Raw genomic sequence first — 20,279 nt, forward strand, 5'->3', positions numbered from 1 at the left:
TGAACCCACGAGCGAGAAGGTCGTCTACCGAGGCGACTCCGGACTCTCCCCGCAGACCCGGGCGAACGTGCTCGCCGAGGCACTGCCCTGGCTGCTGCACTACCGCGGCAAGATCGTCGTCGTGAAGTACGGCGGAAACGCCATGATCGACGAGGATCTCAAGGCCGCCTTCGCCGCGGACATGGCCTTCCTGCGCACCGTCGGCGCCCACCCCATCGTGGTCCACGGCGGCGGCCCGCAGATCACCGAGATGCTCGACAAGGTCGGCCTCGAGGGAGAGTTCATCGGCGGACTGCGCTACACCACCCCGGAGACCATGGAGTATGTCCGCATGGTCCTCTTCGGCAAGGTCGGACGCGAACTCGTCGGCCTGATCAACCAGCACGGCCCCTTCGCCGTCGGTACCTCCGGTGAGGACGCCGGCCTGTTCACCGCCGTGAAGAAGAACACCTGGATCGACGGTGAGGAGGTCGACCTCGGCCGCGTCGGAGACATCGCCCAGGTCGACGCCACCGTGCTCATGGACCTCATCGACGCCGGCCGCATCCCGGTCGTCGCCCCCTTCGCGCCCGACGAGGACGGCAGGGTATACAACATCAACGCCGACACCGCCGCCGGTGCACTGGCCTCGGCCCTCGGTGCCGAGCGCCTGGTCGTGCTCACCAACGTGGAGGGTCTGTACACCGACTGGCCGAACAAGGACTCGCTGGTCTCCCGGATCGCCCCCGACGAACTGGAGAAGATCCTGCCTGACCTGGACGCCGGCATGATCCCCAAGATGGAGGCCTGCCTCTCCGCCGTGCGGACCGGGGTCTCCGCCGCCCACGTCATCGACGGACGCGAGCGACACTCCGTGATCCTCGAGCTCATGACCTCCGGCGGTATCGGAACGATGATCGCCCCTGAAGACTGGGAGTCGCCCAATGCCTGACAGCACCACACAGAACTGGAAGTCCGAATGGGAGAACGCCGTCATGCCGACCTACGGCACCCCGGCGATCAACCTCGTCTCCGGTAAGGGAAGCCGGGTCACCGATTCCGACGGCCGCGAGTACATCGACCTGCTCGCCGGCATCGCCGTCAACGCCCTCGGCCACGCCCACCCGGCGATCGTGGAGGCTGTCTCCACACAGGTCGCCACTCTGGGACACACCTCGAACATTTTCGCCCACCCGCAGGTCATCACCCTGGCGAACAGGCTTCGGAACCTCATTTCCCCGGATGCGCACGTGTTCTTCTCGAACTCCGGTGGCGAGGCCAACGAGGCGGCCTTCAAGACCGCGCGGCTGACCGGGAAGTCCCGGATCCTCGCCGCCGAGCACGGCTTCCACGGCCGCACCATGGGCTCGCTGGCGATGACCGGTCAGCCCGGCAAGCGCGCCCCGTTCGAGCCGATGCCCGCCGGCGTGGAGTTCTACCCCTACGGGGACCTGGCCGCCCTGCGCGCCCTCATCGAACAGGCGCCCGACGACACCGCCGCCGTCATCATGGAGTCCGTCCAGGGAGAGACCGGCGTCGTCCCCGCACCAGAGGGTTTCCTCACCGGTGTACGCGCCCTCTGCGACGAGTTCGGCGTCCTCATGATCGTCGACGAGGTCCAGGCCGGCATGGGCCGGACCGGACAGTGGTTCGGCTACCAGGCGGATCTTCCCGACGGTGTCGTGCCGGACGTCATCACCCTGGCCAAGGGACTCGGCGGTGGCATGCCGATCGGTGCCTGTGTCGCCGCGACCCCGGCCGGACAGCTGCTCGCCGCCGGGCAGCACGGGACCACCTTCGGCGGAAACCCGGTGTCCTGTGCGGCCGGCAACGCCGTCATCGACACCATCATCGCCGACAACGTCCTCGACAACGTCAACGCGCAGGGGGAGTACCTGCGCACCGAACTCGAGGCACTGGACACCGTGGACCACGTCCGCGGTCGCGGCCTCATGCTCGGCATCGTGCTGAAGGACGACCACCCCGGCTTCGTCGCCGAGGCCCTCGACGCCGGTCTGCTGCTCAACCAGCCGGCCGACGACGTCATCCGCCTCGTCCCGCCACTGACCATCACCGACACCGACGTCCGCGAGGCCGTCGCGATCCTCAAGGAGCTGCTGAAATGACCCGTCACATTCTCGCCGATGACTCGCTCACCGTCGCCGAGCAGGCCGAGGTCCTCGAGCTCGGTCTCGATATGAAGAAGAACCCGATCCGGAAGAGCCTCGAGAACCAGTCGGTGGCGATCCTGTTCGACAAGACTTCCACCCGCACCCGGTTCTCCTTCGACGTCGGTGTCTACCAGCTCGGTGGCCACCCCATCGTGGTGGACTCCGGCAAGTCCCAGATGGGCAAGAAGGAGTCCTACCAGGACACCGGTGCGGTCCTGTCCCGCTTCGTCGACGCCGTCGTCTGGCGTACCGGTGCGCACCAGAACCTCCACGACATGGCGGAGACCGCCACCGTGCCGATCATCAACGCCCTGTGCGATGACTTCCATCCCTGCCAGATCCTCGCAGATCTCCTCACCCTCAAGGAGAAGAAGGGCGAGCTCAAGGGTCTCAAGGCGGTCTACCTCGGTGACGGGGCCAACAACATGGCGAATTCCTACATGCTCGGCTTCGCCACTGCGGGTGTGGACATCACCATCGCCGCCCCCGAGGGCTTCCAGCCGGAACAGCGTTTCGTCGATCGGGCGCAGACCCGCGCCGATGAGACCGGTGCGACGCTGACGGTCACCGGCACCCCGGACGTCACCGGTGCCGACGTCGTCATCACCGACACCTGGGTGTCGATGGGCATGGACGCCGACCGCGACACCTCCGCGCTGAAGCCCTTCCAGGTTGACGAGGCTCTGATGGCCACCGCCGACAGGGACGCCATATTCATGCACTGCCTGCCCGCCTACCGCGGTTTCGAGGTCTCCGCCGGCGTCATCGACGGACCGCAGTCCGTCGTCTTCGACGAGGCCGAGAACCGGCTGCACGCACAGAAGGCCCTGCTGGAATGGCTCTCCCTCAACAACCGCTGACCCGGTCGGCCAGGCAGGACCTGATCGCCCGGCTCATCGAGACCCACCGGATCCCCAGCCAGCGCCACCTGCTGGAGCGGCTCGAGGCCGAGGGCGTGGAGACCACCCAGGCGACCCTGTCACGGGACCTGGTCGACCTCGGGGCGAGGAAGGTGCGTTCGGAGGGACGCGCCTTCTACAGCCTCGGCGCCGCCGGTGACGATCTCGCCACCGACGGTCCGGCGAAGCTCCGCCGCGTCCTCGCTGAACTCCTGGTCGGCACGGACTGGTCGGGCAGCACCGCCGTACTGCGGACCCCGCCGGGAGCCGCCCAGTACCTCGCCAGTGTCGTCGACCGTTCCGACCTTCCCGACGTCGTCGGTACCATCGCCGGGGACGACACCGTGTTCGTTCTCGCCCGCGAGCCGGCCGACGGGCGTGGCCTGGCGGAACGACTCACCCGACTCTCACGGCCCGCTGGTGACCAGGCCGACCGTGAACTGTAGAATTCACCCGATACAACATCCCCGAAAGGATCACCAAGATCATGACTGACCGCGTCGTACTCGCGTACTCCGGTGGCCTCGACACCACTGTCGCCATCCCTTACCTCAAGCAGATGACCGGCGGCGAGGTCGTCGCCGTCTCCATCGACCTCGGCCAGGGCGGCGAAGACATGGAGTCCGTGCGTCAGCGTGCCCTCGGTGCCGGTGCCGTCGAGTCGATCATCGTCGACGCCAGGGACGAGTTCGCCGACAACTACTGCCTGCCGACCATCAAGGCCAACGGCATGTACATGAAGCAGTACCCGTTGGTCTCCGCGATCTCGCGTCCGCTCATCGTCAAGCACCTCGTCGAGGCCGCCGACGAGCACGGCGGCACCCACGTCGCCCACGGCTGCACCGGTAAGGGCAACGACCAGGTCCGCTTCGAGGTGGGCTTCATGAACACCAACCCGGACCTGAAGATCATCGCCCCGGCCCGCGACTACGCCTGGACCCGCGACAAAGCCATCGCCTTCGCCGAGGAGAACAACGTCCCGATCGAGCAGTCGGCGTCCTCCCCGTTCTCCATCGACCAGAACGTCTGGGGCCGTGCCATCGAGACCGGCTACCTGGAGGACCTGTGGAACGCCCCGACCAAGGACATCTACGCCTACACCGAGGATCCCTCCCTCGGCCAGGCCCCCGACGAGGTCACCATCTCCTTCAGGGCCGGCAGGCCGGTCGCCATCGACGGCCGCGAGGTCACCGTCCTCCAGGCGATCGAGGAGCTCAACCGCCGCGCCGGTGCCCAGGGAGTCGGCCGTCTCGACATGGTCGAGGACCGTCTCATCGGCATCAAGTCCCGCGAGATCTACGAGGCCCCGGGTGCCGTCACCCTCATCAAGGCCCACGAGGCCCTCGAGGACGTCACCGTCGAGCGCGAGCTCGCCCGCTACAAGCGCGGTATCGAGGCCGAGTGGTCCAACCAGGTCTACGACGGCCTGTGGTTCTCCCCGCTGAAGCGCTCCCTCGACTCCTTCATCGAGTCCACCCAGGAGCACGTCACCGGTGACATCCGCCTCGTGCTGCACAACGGCGCGATCCAGGTCAACGGCCGCCGGTCCGAGGAGTCCCTCTACGACTTCAACCTCGCCACCTACGACACCGGCGACACCTTCGACCAGACCCTGTCCAAGGGCTTCGTCGAGCTGCACGGACTGTCCTCCAAGATCGCGAACAAGCGCGACCGGCGCTTCAGCAACTAGGGGAGCGGCGCAACAATGACGGAGATCCAGAAGCACGCGACGAACGAGGGCTCCCTGTGGGGTGGCAGGTTCGCCGGTGGACCCACTGAGGCCATGGCCGCGCTGAGCAAGTCCACCCACTTCGACTGGGTGCTTGCCCCCTATGACGTGCTCGCCTCCAAGGCCCACGCCAAGGTGCTGCACAATGCCGGCCTGCTCTCGGACGAGGACCTGACCACCATGCTCGACGGTCTGACCCGGCTGGGTGAGGACGTCGCCTCGGGTGCCTTCGGTCCGGAGCCCTCGGACGAGGACGTCCACGGTGCCATGGAACGCGGTCTCATCGACCGCGTCGGCCCGGTCGTCGGCGGACGCCTGCGTGCCGGCCGCTCCCGCAACGACCAGGTCGCCACCCTGTTCCGCATGTGGGTGCGGGACGCCGTGCGTGAGGTCAGCGCCGGCGTCCTCGACGTCGTCGATGCCCTGGTACTCCAGGCCCGGTCCCACCCGGAGACCATCATGCCCGGCAAGACCCACTTCCAGGCCGCCCAGCCGGTGCTGCTGGCCCACCAGCTGCTGGCGCACGCCCAGCCGCTGCTGCGCGACGTCCAGCGGTTCCAGGACCTGGACAGGCGCCTGGCCGTGTCCCCGTACGGCTCCGGTGCACTGGCGGGCTCCTCGCTGGCCCTGGACCCCGAGGCCATCGCCGCGGAACTCGGCTTCGACTCCGCCGCCGACAACTCCATCGACGCGACGAGCTCCCGTGACTTCGCCGCCGAGACCTCCTACGTCCTGGCCCAGGTCGCCATCGACCTCTCCCGCCTGGCAGAGGAGATCATCGCCTGGTCGACCCCGGAGTTCGGCTACGTCACCCTGGCCGACGAGTGGTCCACCGGATCCTCGATCATGCCGCAGAAGAAGAACCCGGACGTCGCCGAGCTCATGCGCGGGAAGACCGGTCGCCTCATCGGTGACCACACCGGCCTGCTCGCCACCCTCAAGGCACTGCCGCTGGCCTACGACCGGGACCTGCAGGAGGACAAGGAGCCGATCCTCGACGCGGTCACCCAGCTACACCTCCTGCTGCCGGCGATGACCGGCCTGGTCGCCACCCTGACCTTCCACCCGGACCGTCTGCTGGAACTGGCTCCGGCCGGCTTCACACTGGCGACCGACCTCGCCGAGTGGATGGTGCGCCAGGGGGTGCCCTTCCGCGACGCCCACGAAGCCTCCGGTCAGTGTGTGCGCATCGCCGAGTCGCGCGGAGTCGGTCTCATCGACCTCACCGACGAGGACCTGGCCGGCGTCCACCCGCAACTGACCCCTGAGGTCCGCACGGTGCTCACCGTCGAGGGTGCGGTGGCGTCCCGCGCGACCCGCGGCGGCACCGCCGGTGTGCGCGTCGCCGAGCAGCTGGGACGCGTGGTCGACGCGTCCGGTGCCGGCCGTGAGTGGGCGGAGAAGCCGGTCCGCGGCTGAGCCGCAGCTGATCCTTCGCCTGTTCCGCGGTGTCGACGAGGGCGCCCGGGGTCTTACCCGGGCGCCCTCCGGCGTGTGCGTGATGCGCTGCAGTTACACTGTTGACCATGATCGATCCGAGCCTTCTTGAGATTCTCGTGTGCCCGCAGGACAAGCAGCCGCTGGAGGAGCACGGGGACTATCTGGTCAACCCGCGGCTCTCCGTCGCCTATCCGGTGCAGGACGGCATCCCCGTCCTGCTCGCCGACGAAGCGGTCACCTGGCCGCTGCCCTGAGAACTGACCAGACTTTCCCGAAGGACCACAACACCCATGTCGAACATCCTCGACGACCTGTCCTGGCGCGGCCTTATCGCGCAGAGCACCGACATCGATGTCCTGCGCACCGAGCTGGACACACCCACCACCGCCTACGTCGGCTTCGACCCGACCGGGCCCTCCCTGCACGCCGGACACCTTGTCCCGCTGCTGATGCTCGCACGTCTGCAGCGTGCCGGCCACACCCCGATCCTGCTCGCCGGCGGTGCCACCGGCATGATCGGTGACCCCCGCGACGTCGGCGAGCGCTCCATGATCTCCGAGGAGACCGCCGCCAGGAACGTGGAGCGGATCCGCAAGCAGCTGGCGTCCTTCGTCTCCTTCGAGGGCGAGAACGCCGCGATCATGGCCGACAACATGGACTGGACCGGTTCCATGTCCGTGGTGGACTTCCTCCGTGACGTCGGCAAGAACTTCAGCCTCAACACCATGCTCTCCCGTGACACGGTGAAGCGGCGCCTGGAGTCCGACGGCATCTCCTACACCGAGTTCTCCTACATGCTGCTGCAGGCCAACGACTACGTGCAGCTGCGCCGCAACCACGACTGCCGCCTGCAGATCGGCGGTTCCGATCAGTGGGGCAACATCGTCTCCGGTGTCGACCTCAACCGCCGCGTCGACGGCGAGATCGTGCACGGGCTCACCGTGCCGTTGGTCACCGACTCCGAAGGACGCAAGTTCGGCAAGTCCACCGGCGGCGGCAAGCTCTGGCTCGACCCGGAGATGACCAGCCCCTACAGCTGGTACCAGTACTTCCTCAACGCCGCCGACGCGGACGTCATCCGCTACCTGCGCTGGTTCACCTTCCTGGGTCAGGAGGAGCTCGACCGGTTGGCCGTCGAGGTCGAGGAGCGTCCGTTCAAGCGCGAGGCGCAGCGCACCCTCGCACGTGAGATGACCACCCTGGTGCACGGGGAGGACGCCGTGGCCAAGGTCGAGAAAGCCGCCGAGGCACTCTTCGGCAAGGCGGAGCTGTCCGAGCTCGACGAGCAGACCCTGGCGTCCGCCCTGTCTGAGACCGAGGTCGCCGAGGTCGCCGCAGATGCGACGATCCTCGACCTGCTCGTCGGTGCCGGACTGGAGAAGACCAAGGGCGCGGCCCGCCGCACTGTCAGTGAGGGCGGCGCCTACGTCAACAACGTCCGGATCTCCGAGATCGACTGGACGCCGGACGCCGGGAATCTGCTGCACGGTTCCTGGCTCGTCCTGCGCAAGGGCAAGAAGCGTTTCGCCGGAGCGCGCGTGCAGCACTGAGGGTGAATGAGGATCACCTCAGTTAGCCGGACCGGGTTCTCCTGTGCCGGTCAGGCGAGGGTTACACTTGTGTGCCATGACGCAACTGAGCCAGACTGTGACCCTCACCTCAGGGGGTTGTCGGGTGGTGATCTCGCCCCGGGGCGGGGGACCGCAGCATCTCAGCGTCGACGGGTGTGACCTGCTCCAGGGGTACGGGGGAGCGGGAGAGTCCGGCCCTGCACCGTTGTCCGCCAATGTGGTGCTCGCCCCCTGGCCCAACCGCACCCGCGACGGTGAGTTCACGGTGGCGGGCCGACGGCACACTCTCGAGATCACGGAACCGGACCGCGACAACGCGATCCACGGCTTCGTCGACGATGCCGTGTGGACCGTCACCTCCTCCGGCCACGACACCGTGACGCTGAGCATCGATCCGGGGGTACACCCCGGCTGGCCGTGGCCGCTGCACATGGAGGTCACCTACCGCGTGGCCGTGGACGGACTGAGTGCCGAGTTCCTGCTGCGGAACGACTCCCCTGAGCGCATTCCCGCCGCCTGCGGATTCCATCTCTACCCCAGCGCTCTCGGCTCCCCGGTCGACGAGTGCACGCTGGCGGCCCCGGCGCACCGCGTCCTTCCGCTGGACGACCGGAACCTGCCGGTCGGGCAGGAGATCGATGACACGCCGGACGCCGGCGAGGCTGCCGCGCTCACGGACCCGGAGACCCCGATGGCCGGACGCCTCCTCGACCACTGCCTGCATGTCCCCGGGGCGGGCCCGGTGGTCTTCACCCTCCGCGACACCGGGGGCCGTGGGGTCCTCCTGGAGACTTCCCCGGAACTCCGGTGGTTCCAGGTCTTCACCCCGGACGAGGCATGGGGGATGCCCTACCCGGGACAGCCCGGCGGACGGGCGGTCGCCGTCGAACCGATGACCGCCCCGCCGGATGCACTGAACTCCGGCACCGACCTGACGTGGCTGGAACCGGGGGAGGTACTCACCTGCCGCTGGGCGGTCCGGGTGCTCGACGGCTGACCGTCGTCCGAACCCCTGCCTGACGTATTCACCGATTCCCCGACCAGAAAGAACAACGCACATCATGGAGACCGCATACACAGCGTCATCCTCCCTGCGGCTTGACGCCAGCTGGGTCGATTACGCGCTGGTCGCCCTCTTCTTCGCCTTCGTCCTCGGCATCGGCTGGGCTGCGAAGCGACGGGTGTCCAGCTCCATCGACTTCTTCCTTTCCGGCCGCGGACTGCCGGCCTGGGTCACCGGCCTGGCCTTCGTCTCCGCCAACCTCGGAGCCGTCGAGATCATCGGCATGTCCGCCAACGGCGTCGAGTACGGCATGCAGACGATGCACTACTTCTGGATCGGTGCCATCCCGGCGATGATCTTCCTCGGCATCGTCATGATGCCCTTCTACTACGGCTCGAAGGTCCGGTCGGTGCCCGAGTTCATGCGCCGTCGTTTCGGCACCGGCGCACACCTGGTGAACGCTCTGTCCTTCGCCATCGCCCAGCTGCTCATCGCCGGTGTGAACCTCGTGCTGCTGGCCAAGGTGGTCAACGCCCTGCTCGGCTGGCCACTGTGGGTCACGCTCCTGGTCGCTGCCGCGATCGTGCTCTGCTACATCACCCTCGGTGGGCTTTCCGCCGCGATCTACACCGAGGTGCTCCAGTTCTTCGTCATCGTCGCCGGCCTTGCACCGCTGACGATCATCGGCCTGAACAAGGTCGGTGGCTGGGGCGGACTGAAGGACAAGGTCAACGACTTCCAGAATCACGCCTGGCCCGCCCAGGAACTCTCCGGCTTCGAGAGCCCGGTGCTCTCGGTCATCGGTATCGTCTTCGGCCTCGGCTTCGTGCTCTCCTTCGGTTACTGGACCACGAACTTCGTCGAGGTGCAGCGTGCCATGGCGTCCGAGTCTCTCGGCTCTGCCAGGAAGACTCCGATCATCGGTGCCTTCCCGAAGATGTTCATCCCCTTCATCGTCATCGTCCCCGGCATGATCGCCGGTGTGCTGGTCAGTGCGCTTCAGGAGGGTGGGGATGCCGAGCCGAATGACGCCCTGCTCTATCTGATGCGCGACCTGCTGCCCAACGGTCTGCTCGGCGTCGCGATCGCCGGTCTGCTGGCCGCGTTCATGGCCGGTATGGCGGCGAACATCTCCGCGTTCAACACGGTGTTCAGCTACGACCTGTGGCAGTCCTACGTGGTCAAGGACCGGGAGGACGGCTACTACCTCAAGGTCGGTCGCTGGGCGACGGTCGCGGCGACGGTCATCGCCGTGGGTACCGCGCTGATCGCCAACAATTTCGGCAACATCATGGACTACCTGCAGACGTTGTTCGGCTTCTTCAACGCCCCGCTGTTCGCCACCTTCCTCCTCGGTATGTTCTGGAAGCGGATGACGCCCCACGCCGGTTGGTCCGGCCTGGTCGCCGGTACCGCCGCCGCGATCATCTTCTGGGCGTTCTCGCTGGGATCCGACCCGCTGGTCGACCTTCCGGGACAGGGCACAGCCTTCGTCGCCGCCGGCCTGGCCTTCGTCGTCGATATCCTGGTCTCCGTCATCGTCACCTCCTTCACCGAGCCCAAGTCGGACGAGGAACTGGTCGGCTTCGTCAAGTCCGTGACCCCGAAGGCGCAGCTGGAGGATCCGGAGGAGAAGACCATGCCGTGGTACCGGCGCACCGTGCCACTGGGCGTGATCTGCCTGGTCATGGTCATCGCCCTCAACGTGATCTTCCACTGAGCCGTCGACCGAGACAGAGAGATAACCAATGTCCGACAACACACAGAACACAGTGCACAAGGCGGGTGCCTTCGACATCCGCAACATCATCGCCGCCCTGCTCGGCATCTACGGCATCATCCTGCTGATCTGCTCGGCTGTGCTGGATCCGGGCGTGAACCCGGACACCGGTGCCGACAAGTCCTCGGCCGACAACCTCTGGACCGGTCTGGTCCTCGTGATCGTGGCCGCGGTCTTCGTCTTCTGGTCCAGGCTCAACCCGGTCGTCGTCGACGAGTCCCTCATCGACGAGGACGCACTGCCGGAGGGGCCGGAAGGTGAAGACCGGTGACCGACCATCCGCTCAAGATCACGGCGACCCACCTTGCGGACGGACGCGAGCTCATCTACTTCGATGACTCCGCCGACGTCCTGTCCGGAGAAGTCACCCGCGAACTCACCGATCCCCGGGACCTGCCGGGTTCGGTGACCGAGTCCGAGATGCGCCGGGACCCGCTGACCGGGGAGTGGGTCACCTACGCCGCCCACCGCAACAACCGGACCTTCATGCCGCCGGCGAACGAGAACCCGCTCGCTCCGGCTACTCCGGGACATCTCCCGACGGAGATCCCCTCCACCGACTACGACGTGGTGGTCTTCGAGAACCGGTTCCCGTCGTTCTCCACGCGTATCGCGATGCCGGAGAACCCGGAAGAATACGACTGGCAGGTCGACGGCGAGGAGATCTTCCCGCGGCGTCCTGCGAAGGCACGGTGCGAGGTCATCTGCTTCACCCCGGATTCGTCGAAGTCCTTCCGTGACCTGCCGCTGTCCCGCATCCGCACGGTCATCGAGGCCTGGCGTCACCGGACCGCGACACTTTCGGCGATCGATCGTGTGGTCCAGGTGGCGCCGTTCGAGAACCGTGGTGAGGAGATCGGGGTGACGCTGCAGCACCCGCACGGGCAGATCTACAGTTACCCTTTCGTTCCACCGCGCTCGCAGCGGATCCTCGAGCAGGCCGTGGCCCACCGGGCCTCGACCGGACGCGACCTCTTCGACGACCTCCTCGACGCTGAGCGTCGTTCCGGTGAACGGATCATCACCGAGACACTGCACTTCACCGTGTTCGTCCCCGCTGCCGCCAAATGGCCGGTGGAGGCAATGGTTGTGCCGAATCGGGCGGTGGGTGATTTCACCGGGTTGACCGACGAGGAGCTCAACGAACTCCCGGCACTGCTGAAGAACCTCTATTCGGCCGTGGACCGCTACTTCGAGGGAGTCGAACGTACCCCCTACATCGCCGCCTGGAATCAGGCGCCGGTCCAGTCCCGTCTCACCGGGGAGCAGGAACGGCTGCGTGGCGAAGGACGCCTCCACCTGCAGTTGTTCTCCCTCATGCGCTCACCGAACCGGATGAAGTTCCTCGCCGGTTCGGAGTCGGCACTGGGAGCGTGGATCAGTGACACGACCCCGGAGCGCATCGCCGGGCGTTTCCGTGAGGTCTGGGAGGACGCGCAGTGAGCGGACAGACAGGGGAGGGGAGCTCCCTCGACTGGTGGCAGGCCCGGGACACCGGGGTTCTCGCCACCGATGCGCAGACGCTGTTCCACACCGTCTTCGGCGAAGACCGGTCCTGCGAGGGTGTGTGGGTGGCACCGGGCCGGGTGAACCTCATCGGTGAGCATGTCGACTACGCCGGAGGGGTCTCCCTTCCGTTCGCTCTGCCGCAGTGCACCGCGGCCGCTGTCGGGCGCCGTGACGACGGCGTCCTCCGACTCGTGTCGCTTGTCCCGGGATCCGAAACCCCTCAGGAGATCAGCATCGCACTGTCCGAGGTCGGTCCGGGTTCCCCGGAGGGCTGGGCGGGATATGCCGCAGGTGCGGTGTGGGCCGGTGTGCAGGACGGAGTCATCCCCGACTGCGACGGTCTCGACATCGCCCTGGTCTCGGATGTGCCGCTGGGTGCGGGGCTGTCCAGCTCGGCGGCCCTGGAGTGCTCGGTGGCCCTGGCGGCCTGTGAACTGTCACTCGGCCGGGCACCGGAGGCTGCGGAGACCGCCCACCTCGTGACCGTCTGCATGCGGGCGGAGAATGAGGTGGTGGGAGCCTCCACCGGTGGTCTGGACCAGCGTAGTTCCTTCTACGGTGCTGACGGAGAGGTGCTCGCCGTCGACTTCCTCCACGACACGGTGGACCTCGTCCCCTGTGACCTTGAGAGTGCCGGCCTGGCGCTGCTGATCATCAACACCAATGCCCCGCACCGCCTGGCTGACGGTCAGTACGCCTCGCGGCGAGGTGTCGTGGATGCGGTGGGCCGGGTCGCGGGGCACGGCACAGTCGGTGGATTCCTCGCAGAGAACCCCGGGGCCGAAGGACGCCGTGAGCTCGAGAGAATTGTCGACACCTGGGCTGTATCCCCGGAGGCAGAAGAGCTGCTGGAGGGAGATCTGGAGGAGCGGACGGCCACTGCACACCGGCGGATCCGGCATATCATCGGCGAGATCCACCGCACGGCAGACGTCACTGTGACGTCTCTCAAGGAGAGTGGACGACTGACGACCGAGACTGCTGCGTTGCTGGGGCAGATGATGAACGGCAGTCATGAGAGCCTGCGGGACCTGTTCGAGGTCACGGTGCCGGAACTCGACAGCGCCCAGGAGTCCGCGCTGGCCGCCGGAGCTCTGGGAGCCCGGATGACCGGTGGTGGCTTCGGCGGCAGCGTCATCGCGCTGGTGCCGGCAGGGGAGACCGTGGCCGTTGCAACGGCAGTCGTCGACGCTGCTGCGTCTCGTGGACTGCCGGAGCCGACCTTCTTCACCGCCGTCCCCTCAGACGGAGCTCGCCGAATTGCCACCTGACCAGCACAGTTGCTCTGTATTACGGCGGTGTGTACATTAGGTGAAGTCGCCGCGAGCAACCAGGGCCCGGCCCTGGCAGGTAGTGGTGTGCGGATGTTGTTTGAGAACTCAATAGCGTGATGAATCAAGTTTTTTGTCGCATGGTCGGCAGATGGTGACTTGGGTTGGTGCCGGCACGTGGGTGACTGCGTGTTAAATACTGAATCTCAGGTCTGTTCTGTCGGTTGTTGTGACCGGCGCATGGTTTCCCGGTCCCCCGATCGGGAGCATGCGTGGATATTCATTTTTTTTGGATGTCAGCAGTTCAGTATATTTATTTTTGCCAGTGATGGCTCTTTATGGGGTTTATTGCTTTTATGGAGAGTTTGATCCTGGCTCAGGACGAACGCTGGCGGCGTGCTTAACACATGCAAGTCGAACGGAAAGGCCCTGCTTGCAGGGTACTCGAGTGGCGAACGGGTGAGTAACACGTGGGTGATCTGCCCTGCACTTCGGGATAAGCCTGGGAAACTGGGTCTAATACCGGATAGGACCATCGTTTAGTGTCGGTGGTGGAAAGTTTTTCGGTGCAGGATGAGCTCGCGGCCTATCAGCTTGTTGGTGGGGTAATGGCCTACCAAGGCGTCGACGGGTAGCCGGCCTGAGAGGGTGGACGGCCACATTGGGACTGAGACACGGCCCAGACTCCTACGGGAGGCAGCAGTGGGGAATATTGCACAATGGGCGCAAGCCTGATGCAGCGACGCCGCGTGGGGGATGAAGGCCTTCGGGTTGTAAACTCCTTTCAACCATGACGAAGCGGAAGTGACGGTAGTGGTAGAAGAAGCACCGGCTAACTACGTGCCAGCAGCCGCGGTAATACGTAGGGTGCGAGCGTTGTCCGGAATTACTGGGCGTAAAGAGCTCGTAGGTGGTTTGTCGCGTCGTCTGTGAAATTCCGGGGCTTAACTCCGGGCGTGCAGGCGATACGGGCATAACTTGAGTGCTGTAGGGGAGACTGGAATTCCTGGTGTAGCGGTGAAATGCGCAGATATCAGGAGGAACACCGATGGCGAAGGCAGGTCTCTGGGCAGTAACTGACGCTGAGGAGCGAAAGCATGGGTAGCGAACAGGATTAGATACCCTGGTAGTCCATGCCGTAAACGGTGGGCGCTAGGTGTGGGGGTCTTCCACGACTTCTGTGCCGTAGCTAACGCATTAAGCGCCCCGCCTGGGGAGTACGGCCGCAAGGCTAAAACTCAAAGGAATTGACGGGGGCCCGCACAAGCGGCGGAGCATGTGGATTAATTCGATGCAACGCGAAGAACCTTACCTGGGCTTGACATATGCCGGATCGGCGCAGAGATGCGTTTTCCCTTGTGGTCGGTATACAGGTGGTGCATGGTTGTCGTCAGCTCGTGTCGTGAGATGTTGGGTTAAGTCCCGCAACGAGCGCAACCCTTGTCTTGTGTTGCCAGCACGTTATGGTGGGGACTCGCGAGAGACTGCCGGGGTTAACTCGGAGGAAGGTGGGGATGACGTCAAATCATCATGCCCCTTATGTCCAGGGCTTCACACATGCTACAATGGTCGGTACAGTGGGTTGCTACACCGTGAGGTGGTGCTAATCCCTTAAAGCCGGTCTCAGTTCGGATTGGAGTCTGCAACTCGACTCCATGAAGTCGGAGTCGCTAGTAATCGCAGATCAGCAACGCTGCGGTGAATACGTTCCCGGGCCTTGTACACACCGCCCGTCACGTCATGAAAGTTGGTAACACCCGAAGCCAGTGGCCCAAACTCGTTAGGGAGCTGTCGAAGGTGGGATCGGCGATTGGGACGAAGTCGTAACAAGGTAGCCGTACCGGAAGGTGCGGCTGGATCACCTCCTTTCTAAGGAGCTTTATTTTTTGTGCATTCCGCGTCAATACGGGCGTCGGGTGTTTTTGTTTATCCGGGTGGAGATCAGCCCGTTTGTGGGTCGTTTGTCTGTGATTGTGTGACTGCTTGGTTCGTTGCGTTGTTGGGTGTCTGGAACAGCAGCTGTGTGTTGTTTGTTTCTGTTGGGGTGCTTGTGGCTGGTCGTGCATGGTTGTGTGTGGTTGGTTGTGGGTGCTCCGGGTCCTTTGTGACTGTGTTGTTTGAGAACTGTATAGTGGACGCGAGTATCTTCTTTTTTGATGCAATTTTGTAAGTGTCGTGTGAATACTGATTCTGTGGTTTTTCTGCAGGTTTGTGTTCATCTGATGCGTTCTTAGTGTTGTGCGTTAAGGGCGCACGGTGGATGCCTTGGCATGATGAGCCGATGAAGGACGTGGGAGACTGCGATATGCCTCGGGGAGTTGTCAACTGAGCGTTGATCCGAGGATGTCCGAATGGGGAAACCCGGCCGTGGTTATGTGCGGTCACCTGCCGGTGAATGTATAGCTGGTGTGGAGGTTACGCGGGGAAGTGAAACATCTCAGTACCCGTAGGAAGAGAAAACAATAGTGATTCCGTGAGTAGTGGCGAACGAAAGTGGATGAGTGGCTAAACCGGTCATGTGTGATACCTGTCAGGGGTTGCATGGTCGGGGTTGTGGGGTCTTGTTCGACTGGTCTGACAGTCAGTCGCCCGGTCATGTGTGCTAGCGGAAGTGGTTTGGAATGGCCTGCCGTAGACGGTGAGAGTCCGGTACGTGAAAGCATGTGTGGTTGGGTTACGAGGTGCCCCGAGTAGCAGCGGGCTCGTGGAATCCGCTGTGAATCTGCCGGGACCACCCGGTAAGCCTGAATACTCATTGTGACCGATAGCGGATAGTACCGTGAGGGAATGGTGAAAAGTACCCCGGGAGGGGAGTGAAATAGTACCTGAAACCGTGCGCTTACAATCCGTCAGAGCCGTGCTGCACTGTGTGTGGTGGTGATGGCGTGCCTTTTGAAGAATGAGCCTGCGAGTCAGCGGCACGTCGCGAGGTTAACCCGTGTGGGGTAGTCGTAGCGAAAGCGAATACTAACTAGTGTGTTGAGTGGCGTGTCCTGGACCCGAAGCGGGGTGATCTACCCATGGCCAGTGTGAAGCGACGGTAAGACGTCGTGGAGGCGCGAACCCACTTAGGTTGAAAACTGAGGGGATGAGTTGTGGGTAGGGGTGAAAGGCCAATCAAACTCCGTGATAGCTGGTTCTCCCCGAAATGCATTTAGGTGCAGCGTCGTGTGTTTCTTGCCGGAGGTAGAGCTACTGGTTGGTTTAGCGGGACTATCATCTTAGCGACATCAGCCAAACTCCGAATGCCGGTAAGTGAGAGCGCGGCAGTGAGACTGCGGGGGATAAGCTTCGTAGTCGAGAGGGAAACAGCCCAGATCGCCGGCTAAGGCCCCTAAGGGTGTACTAAGTGGAAAAGGATGTGGGATCGCGAAGACAGCCAGGAGGTTGGCTTAGAAGCAGCCATCCTTGAAAGAGTGCGTAATAGCTCACTGGTCGAGTGGTCCTGCGCCGACAATGTAGTGGGGCTCAAGTACACCGCCGAAGCCGCGGAGCTCGCATTCTGGTTTGGCCAGTGTGTGGGTTGGTAGGGGAGCGTCGTGTGGCCGTTGAAGGTGCGGGGTGACCCAGTGCTGGAGGCTATGCGAGTGAGAATGCAGGCATGAGTAGCGAATGATGAGTGAGAACCTCATCCGCCGGATGACCAAGGGTTCCTGGGTCAAGTTAATCTTCCCAGGGTGAGTCGGGGCCTAAGGCGAGGCCGACAGGCGTAGTCGATGGATAACGGGTTGATATTCCCGTACCCGTGTGTGTGCGATCATGATGAATCGGTGATACTAACCGCCCTGAAGTTTTCTGCCATGGTCTTTGGCTGTGGTGGTTGATGGATGCGTGGGACCTGAGCTGGTAGTAGTCAAGTGATGGGGTGACGCAGGAAGGTAGCCGAGCCACTTAGTGGATTGTGGTGTAAGCGTGTGGCCTGTTGTCCAGGTAAATCCGGGCGACGTGAAAGGTGAGGCGTGATGCGTACCCGTTTGCGGGGATGTCGGTGATCCTATGCTGTCGAGAAAAGCCTCTAGCGAGTGCACATTCGGCCCGTACCCCAAACCGACACAGGTGGTCAGGTAGAGAATACTAAGGCGATCGGGTGAACTGTGGTTAAGGAACTCGGCAAAATGCCCCCGTAACTTCGGGAGAAGGGGGGCCCGTGCTGGTGATAGGGTCTTGCACTCTTGAGCTGGTGTGGGTCGCAGAGAATAGAGGGAAGCGACTGTTTACTAAAAACACAGGTCCGTGCGAAGACGGTAAGTCGATGTATACGGACTGACGCCTGCCCGGTGCTGGAAGGTTAAGAGGACCTGTTAGGACTTTTGTCCGAAGCGGAGAATTTAAGCCCCAGTAAACGGCGGTGGTAACTATAACCATCCTAAGGTAGCGAAATTCCTTGTCGGGTAAGTTCCGACCTGCACGAATGGCGTAACGACTTCCCTGCTGTCTCAACCACAGGCCCGGCGAAATTGCAGTACGAGTAAAGATGCTCGTTACGCGCGGCAGGACGAAAAGACCCCGGGACCTTCACTATAGCTTGGTATTGGTGTTCGGTTCGGTTTGTGTAGGATAGGTGGGAGACTGTGAAGCGGCCACGCCAGTGGTTGTGGAGTCGTTGTTGAAATACCACTCTGATCGTATTGGATATCTGAACCTCGGCCCATGATCTGGGTTAGGGACAGTGCCTGGTGGGTAGTTTAACTGGGGCGGTTGCCTCCCAAAGAGTAACGGAGGCGCCCAAAGGTTCCCTCAGCCTGGTTGGTAATCAGGTGTTGAGTGTAAGTGCACAAGGGAGCTTGACTGTGAGACTGACAGGTCGAGCAGGTACGAAAGTAGGGACTAGTGATCCGGCACCGGCTTGTGGAAGCGGTGTCGCTCAACGGATAAAAGGTACCCCGGGGATAACAGGCTGATCTTCCCCAAGAGTCCATATCGACGGGATGGTTTGGCACCTCGATGTCGGCTCGTCGCATCCTGGGGCTGGAGTTGGTCCCAAGGGTTGGGCTGTTCGCCCATTAAAGCGGCACGCGAGCTGGGTTTAGAACGTCGTGAGACAGTTCGGTCTCTATCCGCCGTGCGCGTTGAAACTTGAGAAAGGCTGACCCTAGTACGAGAGGACCGGGTTGGACATACCTCTGGTGGGCCAGTTGTCACGCCCGTGGCATGGCTGGTTGGCTACGTATGGGAGGGATAACCGCTGAAAGCATCTAAGCGGGAAGCCTGTTTCGAGATGAGGTTTCGTTTGAGGTTCCCTGTAGATTACGGGGTTGATAGGCCGGATCTGGACAGCATGTGAGTGTTGGAGGTGACCGGTACTAATTGGCCGAGCGCTGCATTAAGAGCGTTGTGCTTGATTGTGTTGATTGAAGCGTATGTTGCGTCCACTGTGCAGTGTCTGGAATGGCACGGCATACTGGCCACTGTGGTGGTTGGGTGTGTGTTGTTTCGTGTGTTTTGTCGGTGGTTTTAGCGGTGGGGTCACGCCCGGTCCCTTTCCGAACCCGGAAGCTAAGCCTGCCTGCGCCGATGGTACTGCACCTGGGAGGGTGTGGGAGAGTAGGACGCCGCCGGCATCTAACTTGAAATTGATGAAGCGGGGAGGGAGGCATACCAGGCTGGTGTGCCTCCCTCCCCGCTTTTCCGCGTGTGTAGCCTGTGCTGTCTCTTCACCATGTCAGCAACGGGAGCGCACGGTCTGAGCCCCTCCCCGGTGGGCCCGGACGCTGGTTGTCGAGGACACCAGTGACCTCTAGAATCGGGACAGTTGAGCTGATTCCAGAAAGGTATCTGATGAGCGAGTCTTCCGGCACGAGCGGATCGTACAACAACGGTCGTGACCGCGGCCGACAGCAGCGCGGCAGCGACCGTCGCCCGCAGGGGGACCGGGGCGGTTACCGCGGCCGTAACGAATCCCGTGGCGATGATCGTCGCGGTGGATACCGCGGTAGCAATGACCGTCGGGAGGACCGTCGTGGCGGTTACCGGGGCAACAACGAGCGTCGTGACGACCGCCGTGGTGGTTACCGCGGGAACAGTGAGCGTCGGGATGATCGACGTGACGACGACCACCGTGGTGGTTACCGTGGTGGCAGTGACCGCCGTGACGGTCGCCGTGATGACCGTCGTGGCGGTTACCGCGGCAACAACGACCGGCGCGGAGGAAGCCGGGGTAGCAACCGGAACGACACCGGCATCCGCCCCGACGGGCGTCGCCGTGACCACCACAATGGACCGCAGCGCTCCGGCTACCGTGAGAACCGTGTGAACGACCGGTTCAACGAGCCGGAGATACCCGCCGACATCAGCCCCAAGGAGCTGGATCCGGCCATCCGCCAGGAGCTCCGCAGCCTGTCCAAGGACAACGCCGACAAGGTCGCCGGCCACCTGATCATGGCCGCGTCCCTCATGGACGAGGACAGTGCCAAGGCACTCGCCCACGCCCGGGCAGCCAAGGAGCGCGGAGGACGCGTCTCCATCACCCGCGAGACCCTCGGTATCGCCGCCTACCATGCCGGTGAGTGGAAGGAAGCTCTGACCGAGCTCCGCGCTGCCCGCCGTATGGCCGGTGGACCCGGACTCCTCGCTGTCATGGCTGACTGCGAGCGTGGCCTGAACCACCCGGACAAGGCCATTGAGCTCGGGAGATCCGAGGAAGTCGCTGAACTGGATCCGGAGCAGCGTGCGGAACTGGCGATCGTCATCGCCGGCGCACACCACGATCTGAAGCAGATGGACGAGGCTCTCCTCGCCCTCGAGCCGGAGACCGCTGCCAACGATCTCCCCGAGGTCACTGCGCTGCGTGTCACCTACGCCTACGCCGATGCTCTCGCGAAAGCCGGACGTACCGATGAGGCCCGTACCTGGTTCACCAGGGCCTCGAAGCTCGACGTCCACGGCGTCCTTGACGCAGACGACCGGCTCGCCGAACTCAGCGAGTGA

The 20,279-nt window shown here is 63.7% G+C and carries 14 protein-coding genes and 3 rRNA genes; all 17 read left to right on the top strand.

Annotation, left to right across the window (positions count from 1 at the left end; genetic code table 11):
- Positions 1-67: 67 nt before the first annotated feature.
- The 17 genes from argB (at position 68) to ACZ9GM_RS04130 (ending at position 20,279) form a co-directional block, all read left to right on the top strand.
- Entirely contained in the window at positions 68-931 is an 864-nt protein-coding gene (gene argB / locus ACZ9GM_RS04050) for an acetylglutamate kinase (protein ID WP_291474005.1), read from the top strand.
- Positions 924-2,105 carry an acetylornithine transaminase gene (locus ACZ9GM_RS04055; RefSeq protein ID WP_476037324.1) on the top strand — a complete coding sequence of 394 codons (1,182 nt, stop codon included), beginning with the start codon at positions 924-926 and terminating at the stop codon, positions 2,103-2,105. Before argB ends, ACZ9GM_RS04055 begins: the two co-directional genes overlap by 8 nt.
- Entirely contained in the window at positions 2,102-3,010 is a 909-nt protein-coding gene (argF, locus tag ACZ9GM_RS04060) for an ornithine carbamoyltransferase (RefSeq protein ID WP_476037325.1), read from the top strand. The genes ACZ9GM_RS04055 and argF overlap by 4 nt, the downstream gene beginning before the upstream one ends.
- On the top strand, positions 2,986-3,495 hold the full coding sequence (gene argR, locus ACZ9GM_RS04065) for an arginine repressor (protein ID WP_291473996.1): 510 nt from the start codon (positions 2,986-2,988) through the stop codon (positions 3,493-3,495). The genes argF and argR overlap by 25 nt, the downstream gene beginning before the upstream one ends.
- Positions 3,496-3,536: 41 nt before the next feature.
- Positions 3,537-4,739, top strand: coding sequence for an argininosuccinate synthase (locus ACZ9GM_RS04070; RefSeq protein WP_291473995.1), 1,203 nt, complete (start codon positions 3,537-3,539; stop codon positions 4,737-4,739).
- A gap of 15 nt (positions 4,740-4,754) precedes the next feature.
- Complete coding sequence (argH, locus tag ACZ9GM_RS04075) at positions 4,755-6,197, top strand: argininosuccinate lyase (RefSeq protein ID WP_476037326.1); 1,443 nt, start codon at positions 4,755-4,757, stop codon at positions 6,195-6,197.
- Positions 6,198-6,304: 107 nt separating this feature from the next.
- On the top strand, positions 6,305-6,472 hold the full coding sequence (locus ACZ9GM_RS04080) for a Trm112 family protein (RefSeq protein ID WP_291473993.1): 168 nt from the start codon (positions 6,305-6,307) through the stop codon (positions 6,470-6,472).
- 36 nt (positions 6,473-6,508) lie between these two features.
- On the top strand, positions 6,509-7,768 hold the full coding sequence (gene tyrS / locus ACZ9GM_RS04085) for a tyrosine--tRNA ligase (protein WP_476037327.1): 1,260 nt from the start codon (positions 6,509-6,511) through the stop codon (positions 7,766-7,768).
- Positions 7,769-7,844: 76 nt separating this feature from the next.
- A complete protein-coding gene (locus tag ACZ9GM_RS04090; RefSeq protein ID WP_476037328.1) occupies positions 7,845-8,786 on the top strand; it encodes an aldose epimerase family protein in 942 nt (313 codons plus the stop codon).
- 64 nt (positions 8,787-8,850) lie between these two features.
- On the top strand, positions 8,851-10,512 hold the full coding sequence (locus ACZ9GM_RS04095) for a sodium:solute symporter family protein (RefSeq protein WP_291473990.1): 1,662 nt from the start codon (positions 8,851-8,853) through the stop codon (positions 10,510-10,512).
- Between the two features lie 28 nt (positions 10,513-10,540).
- Positions 10,541-10,843 (top strand): hypothetical protein, encoded by a 303-nt coding sequence (locus ACZ9GM_RS04100; protein WP_291473989.1) that lies wholly within the window; start codon positions 10,541-10,543, stop codon positions 10,841-10,843.
- Complete coding sequence (gene galT, locus ACZ9GM_RS04105) at positions 10,840-12,015, top strand: galactose-1-phosphate uridylyltransferase (protein ID WP_291473988.1); 1,176 nt, start codon at positions 10,840-10,842, stop codon at positions 12,013-12,015. The genes ACZ9GM_RS04100 and galT overlap by 4 nt, the downstream gene beginning before the upstream one ends.
- On the top strand, positions 12,012-13,352 hold the full coding sequence (galK, locus tag ACZ9GM_RS04110; protein WP_476037329.1) for a galactokinase: 1,341 nt from the start codon (positions 12,012-12,014) through the stop codon (positions 13,350-13,352). The genes galT and galK overlap by 4 nt, the downstream gene beginning before the upstream one ends.
- Positions 13,353-13,705: 353 nt before the next feature.
- Positions 13,706-15,221 (top strand): 16S ribosomal RNA (locus tag ACZ9GM_RS04115).
- 362 nt (positions 15,222-15,583) lie between these two features.
- A 23S ribosomal RNA gene (locus ACZ9GM_RS04120) occupies positions 15,584-18,680 on the top strand.
- A gap of 116 nt (positions 18,681-18,796) precedes the next feature.
- Positions 18,797-18,913, top strand: a 5S ribosomal RNA gene (rrf, locus tag ACZ9GM_RS04125).
- The 16S, 23S and 5S rRNA genes sit together here, the layout of an rRNA operon.
- Before the next feature lie 217 nt (positions 18,914-19,130).
- Positions 19,131-20,279, top strand: coding sequence for a hypothetical protein (locus ACZ9GM_RS04130; protein ID WP_291475984.1), 1,149 nt, complete (start codon positions 19,131-19,133; stop codon positions 20,277-20,279).

The sequence above is a fragment of the Corynebacterium sp. UD i78 genome, from assembly GCF_056280545.1.

Excerpts from the sequence above, each read along its gene's own strand:
- ACZ9GM_RS04080 (WP_291473993.1), top strand. The coding sequence starts at position 6,305 with ATGATCGATCCGAGCCTTCTTGAGATTCTCGTGTGCCCGCAGGACAAG.
- ACZ9GM_RS04095 (WP_291473990.1), top strand. The coding sequence starts at position 8,851 with ATGGAGACCGCATACACAGCGTCATCCTCCCTGCGGCTTGACGCCAGC.
- ACZ9GM_RS04130 (WP_291475984.1), top strand. The coding sequence starts at position 19,131 with ATGAGCGAGTCTTCCGGCACGAGCGGATCGTACAACAACGGTCGTGAC.
- argR (WP_291473996.1), top strand. The coding sequence starts at position 2,986 with ATGGCTCTCCCTCAACAACCGCTGACCCGGTCGGCCAGGCAGGACCTG.
- ACZ9GM_RS04090 (WP_476037328.1), top strand. The coding sequence starts at position 7,845 with ATGACGCAACTGAGCCAGACTGTGACCCTCACCTCAGGGGGTTGTCGG.
- ACZ9GM_RS04055 (WP_476037324.1), top strand. The coding sequence starts at position 924 with ATGCCTGACAGCACCACACAGAACTGGAAGTCCGAATGGGAGAACGCC.
- ACZ9GM_RS04100 (WP_291473989.1), top strand. The coding sequence starts at position 10,541 with ATGTCCGACAACACACAGAACACAGTGCACAAGGCGGGTGCCTTCGAC.
- ACZ9GM_RS04070 (WP_291473995.1), top strand. The coding sequence starts at position 3,537 with ATGACTGACCGCGTCGTACTCGCGTACTCCGGTGGCCTCGACACCACT.
- tyrS (WP_476037327.1), top strand. The coding sequence starts at position 6,509 with ATGTCGAACATCCTCGACGACCTGTCCTGGCGCGGCCTTATCGCGCAG.
- argH (WP_476037326.1), top strand. The coding sequence starts at position 4,755 with ATGACGGAGATCCAGAAGCACGCGACGAACGAGGGCTCCCTGTGGGGT.
- argF (WP_476037325.1), top strand. The coding sequence starts at position 2,102 with ATGACCCGTCACATTCTCGCCGATGACTCGCTCACCGTCGCCGAGCAG.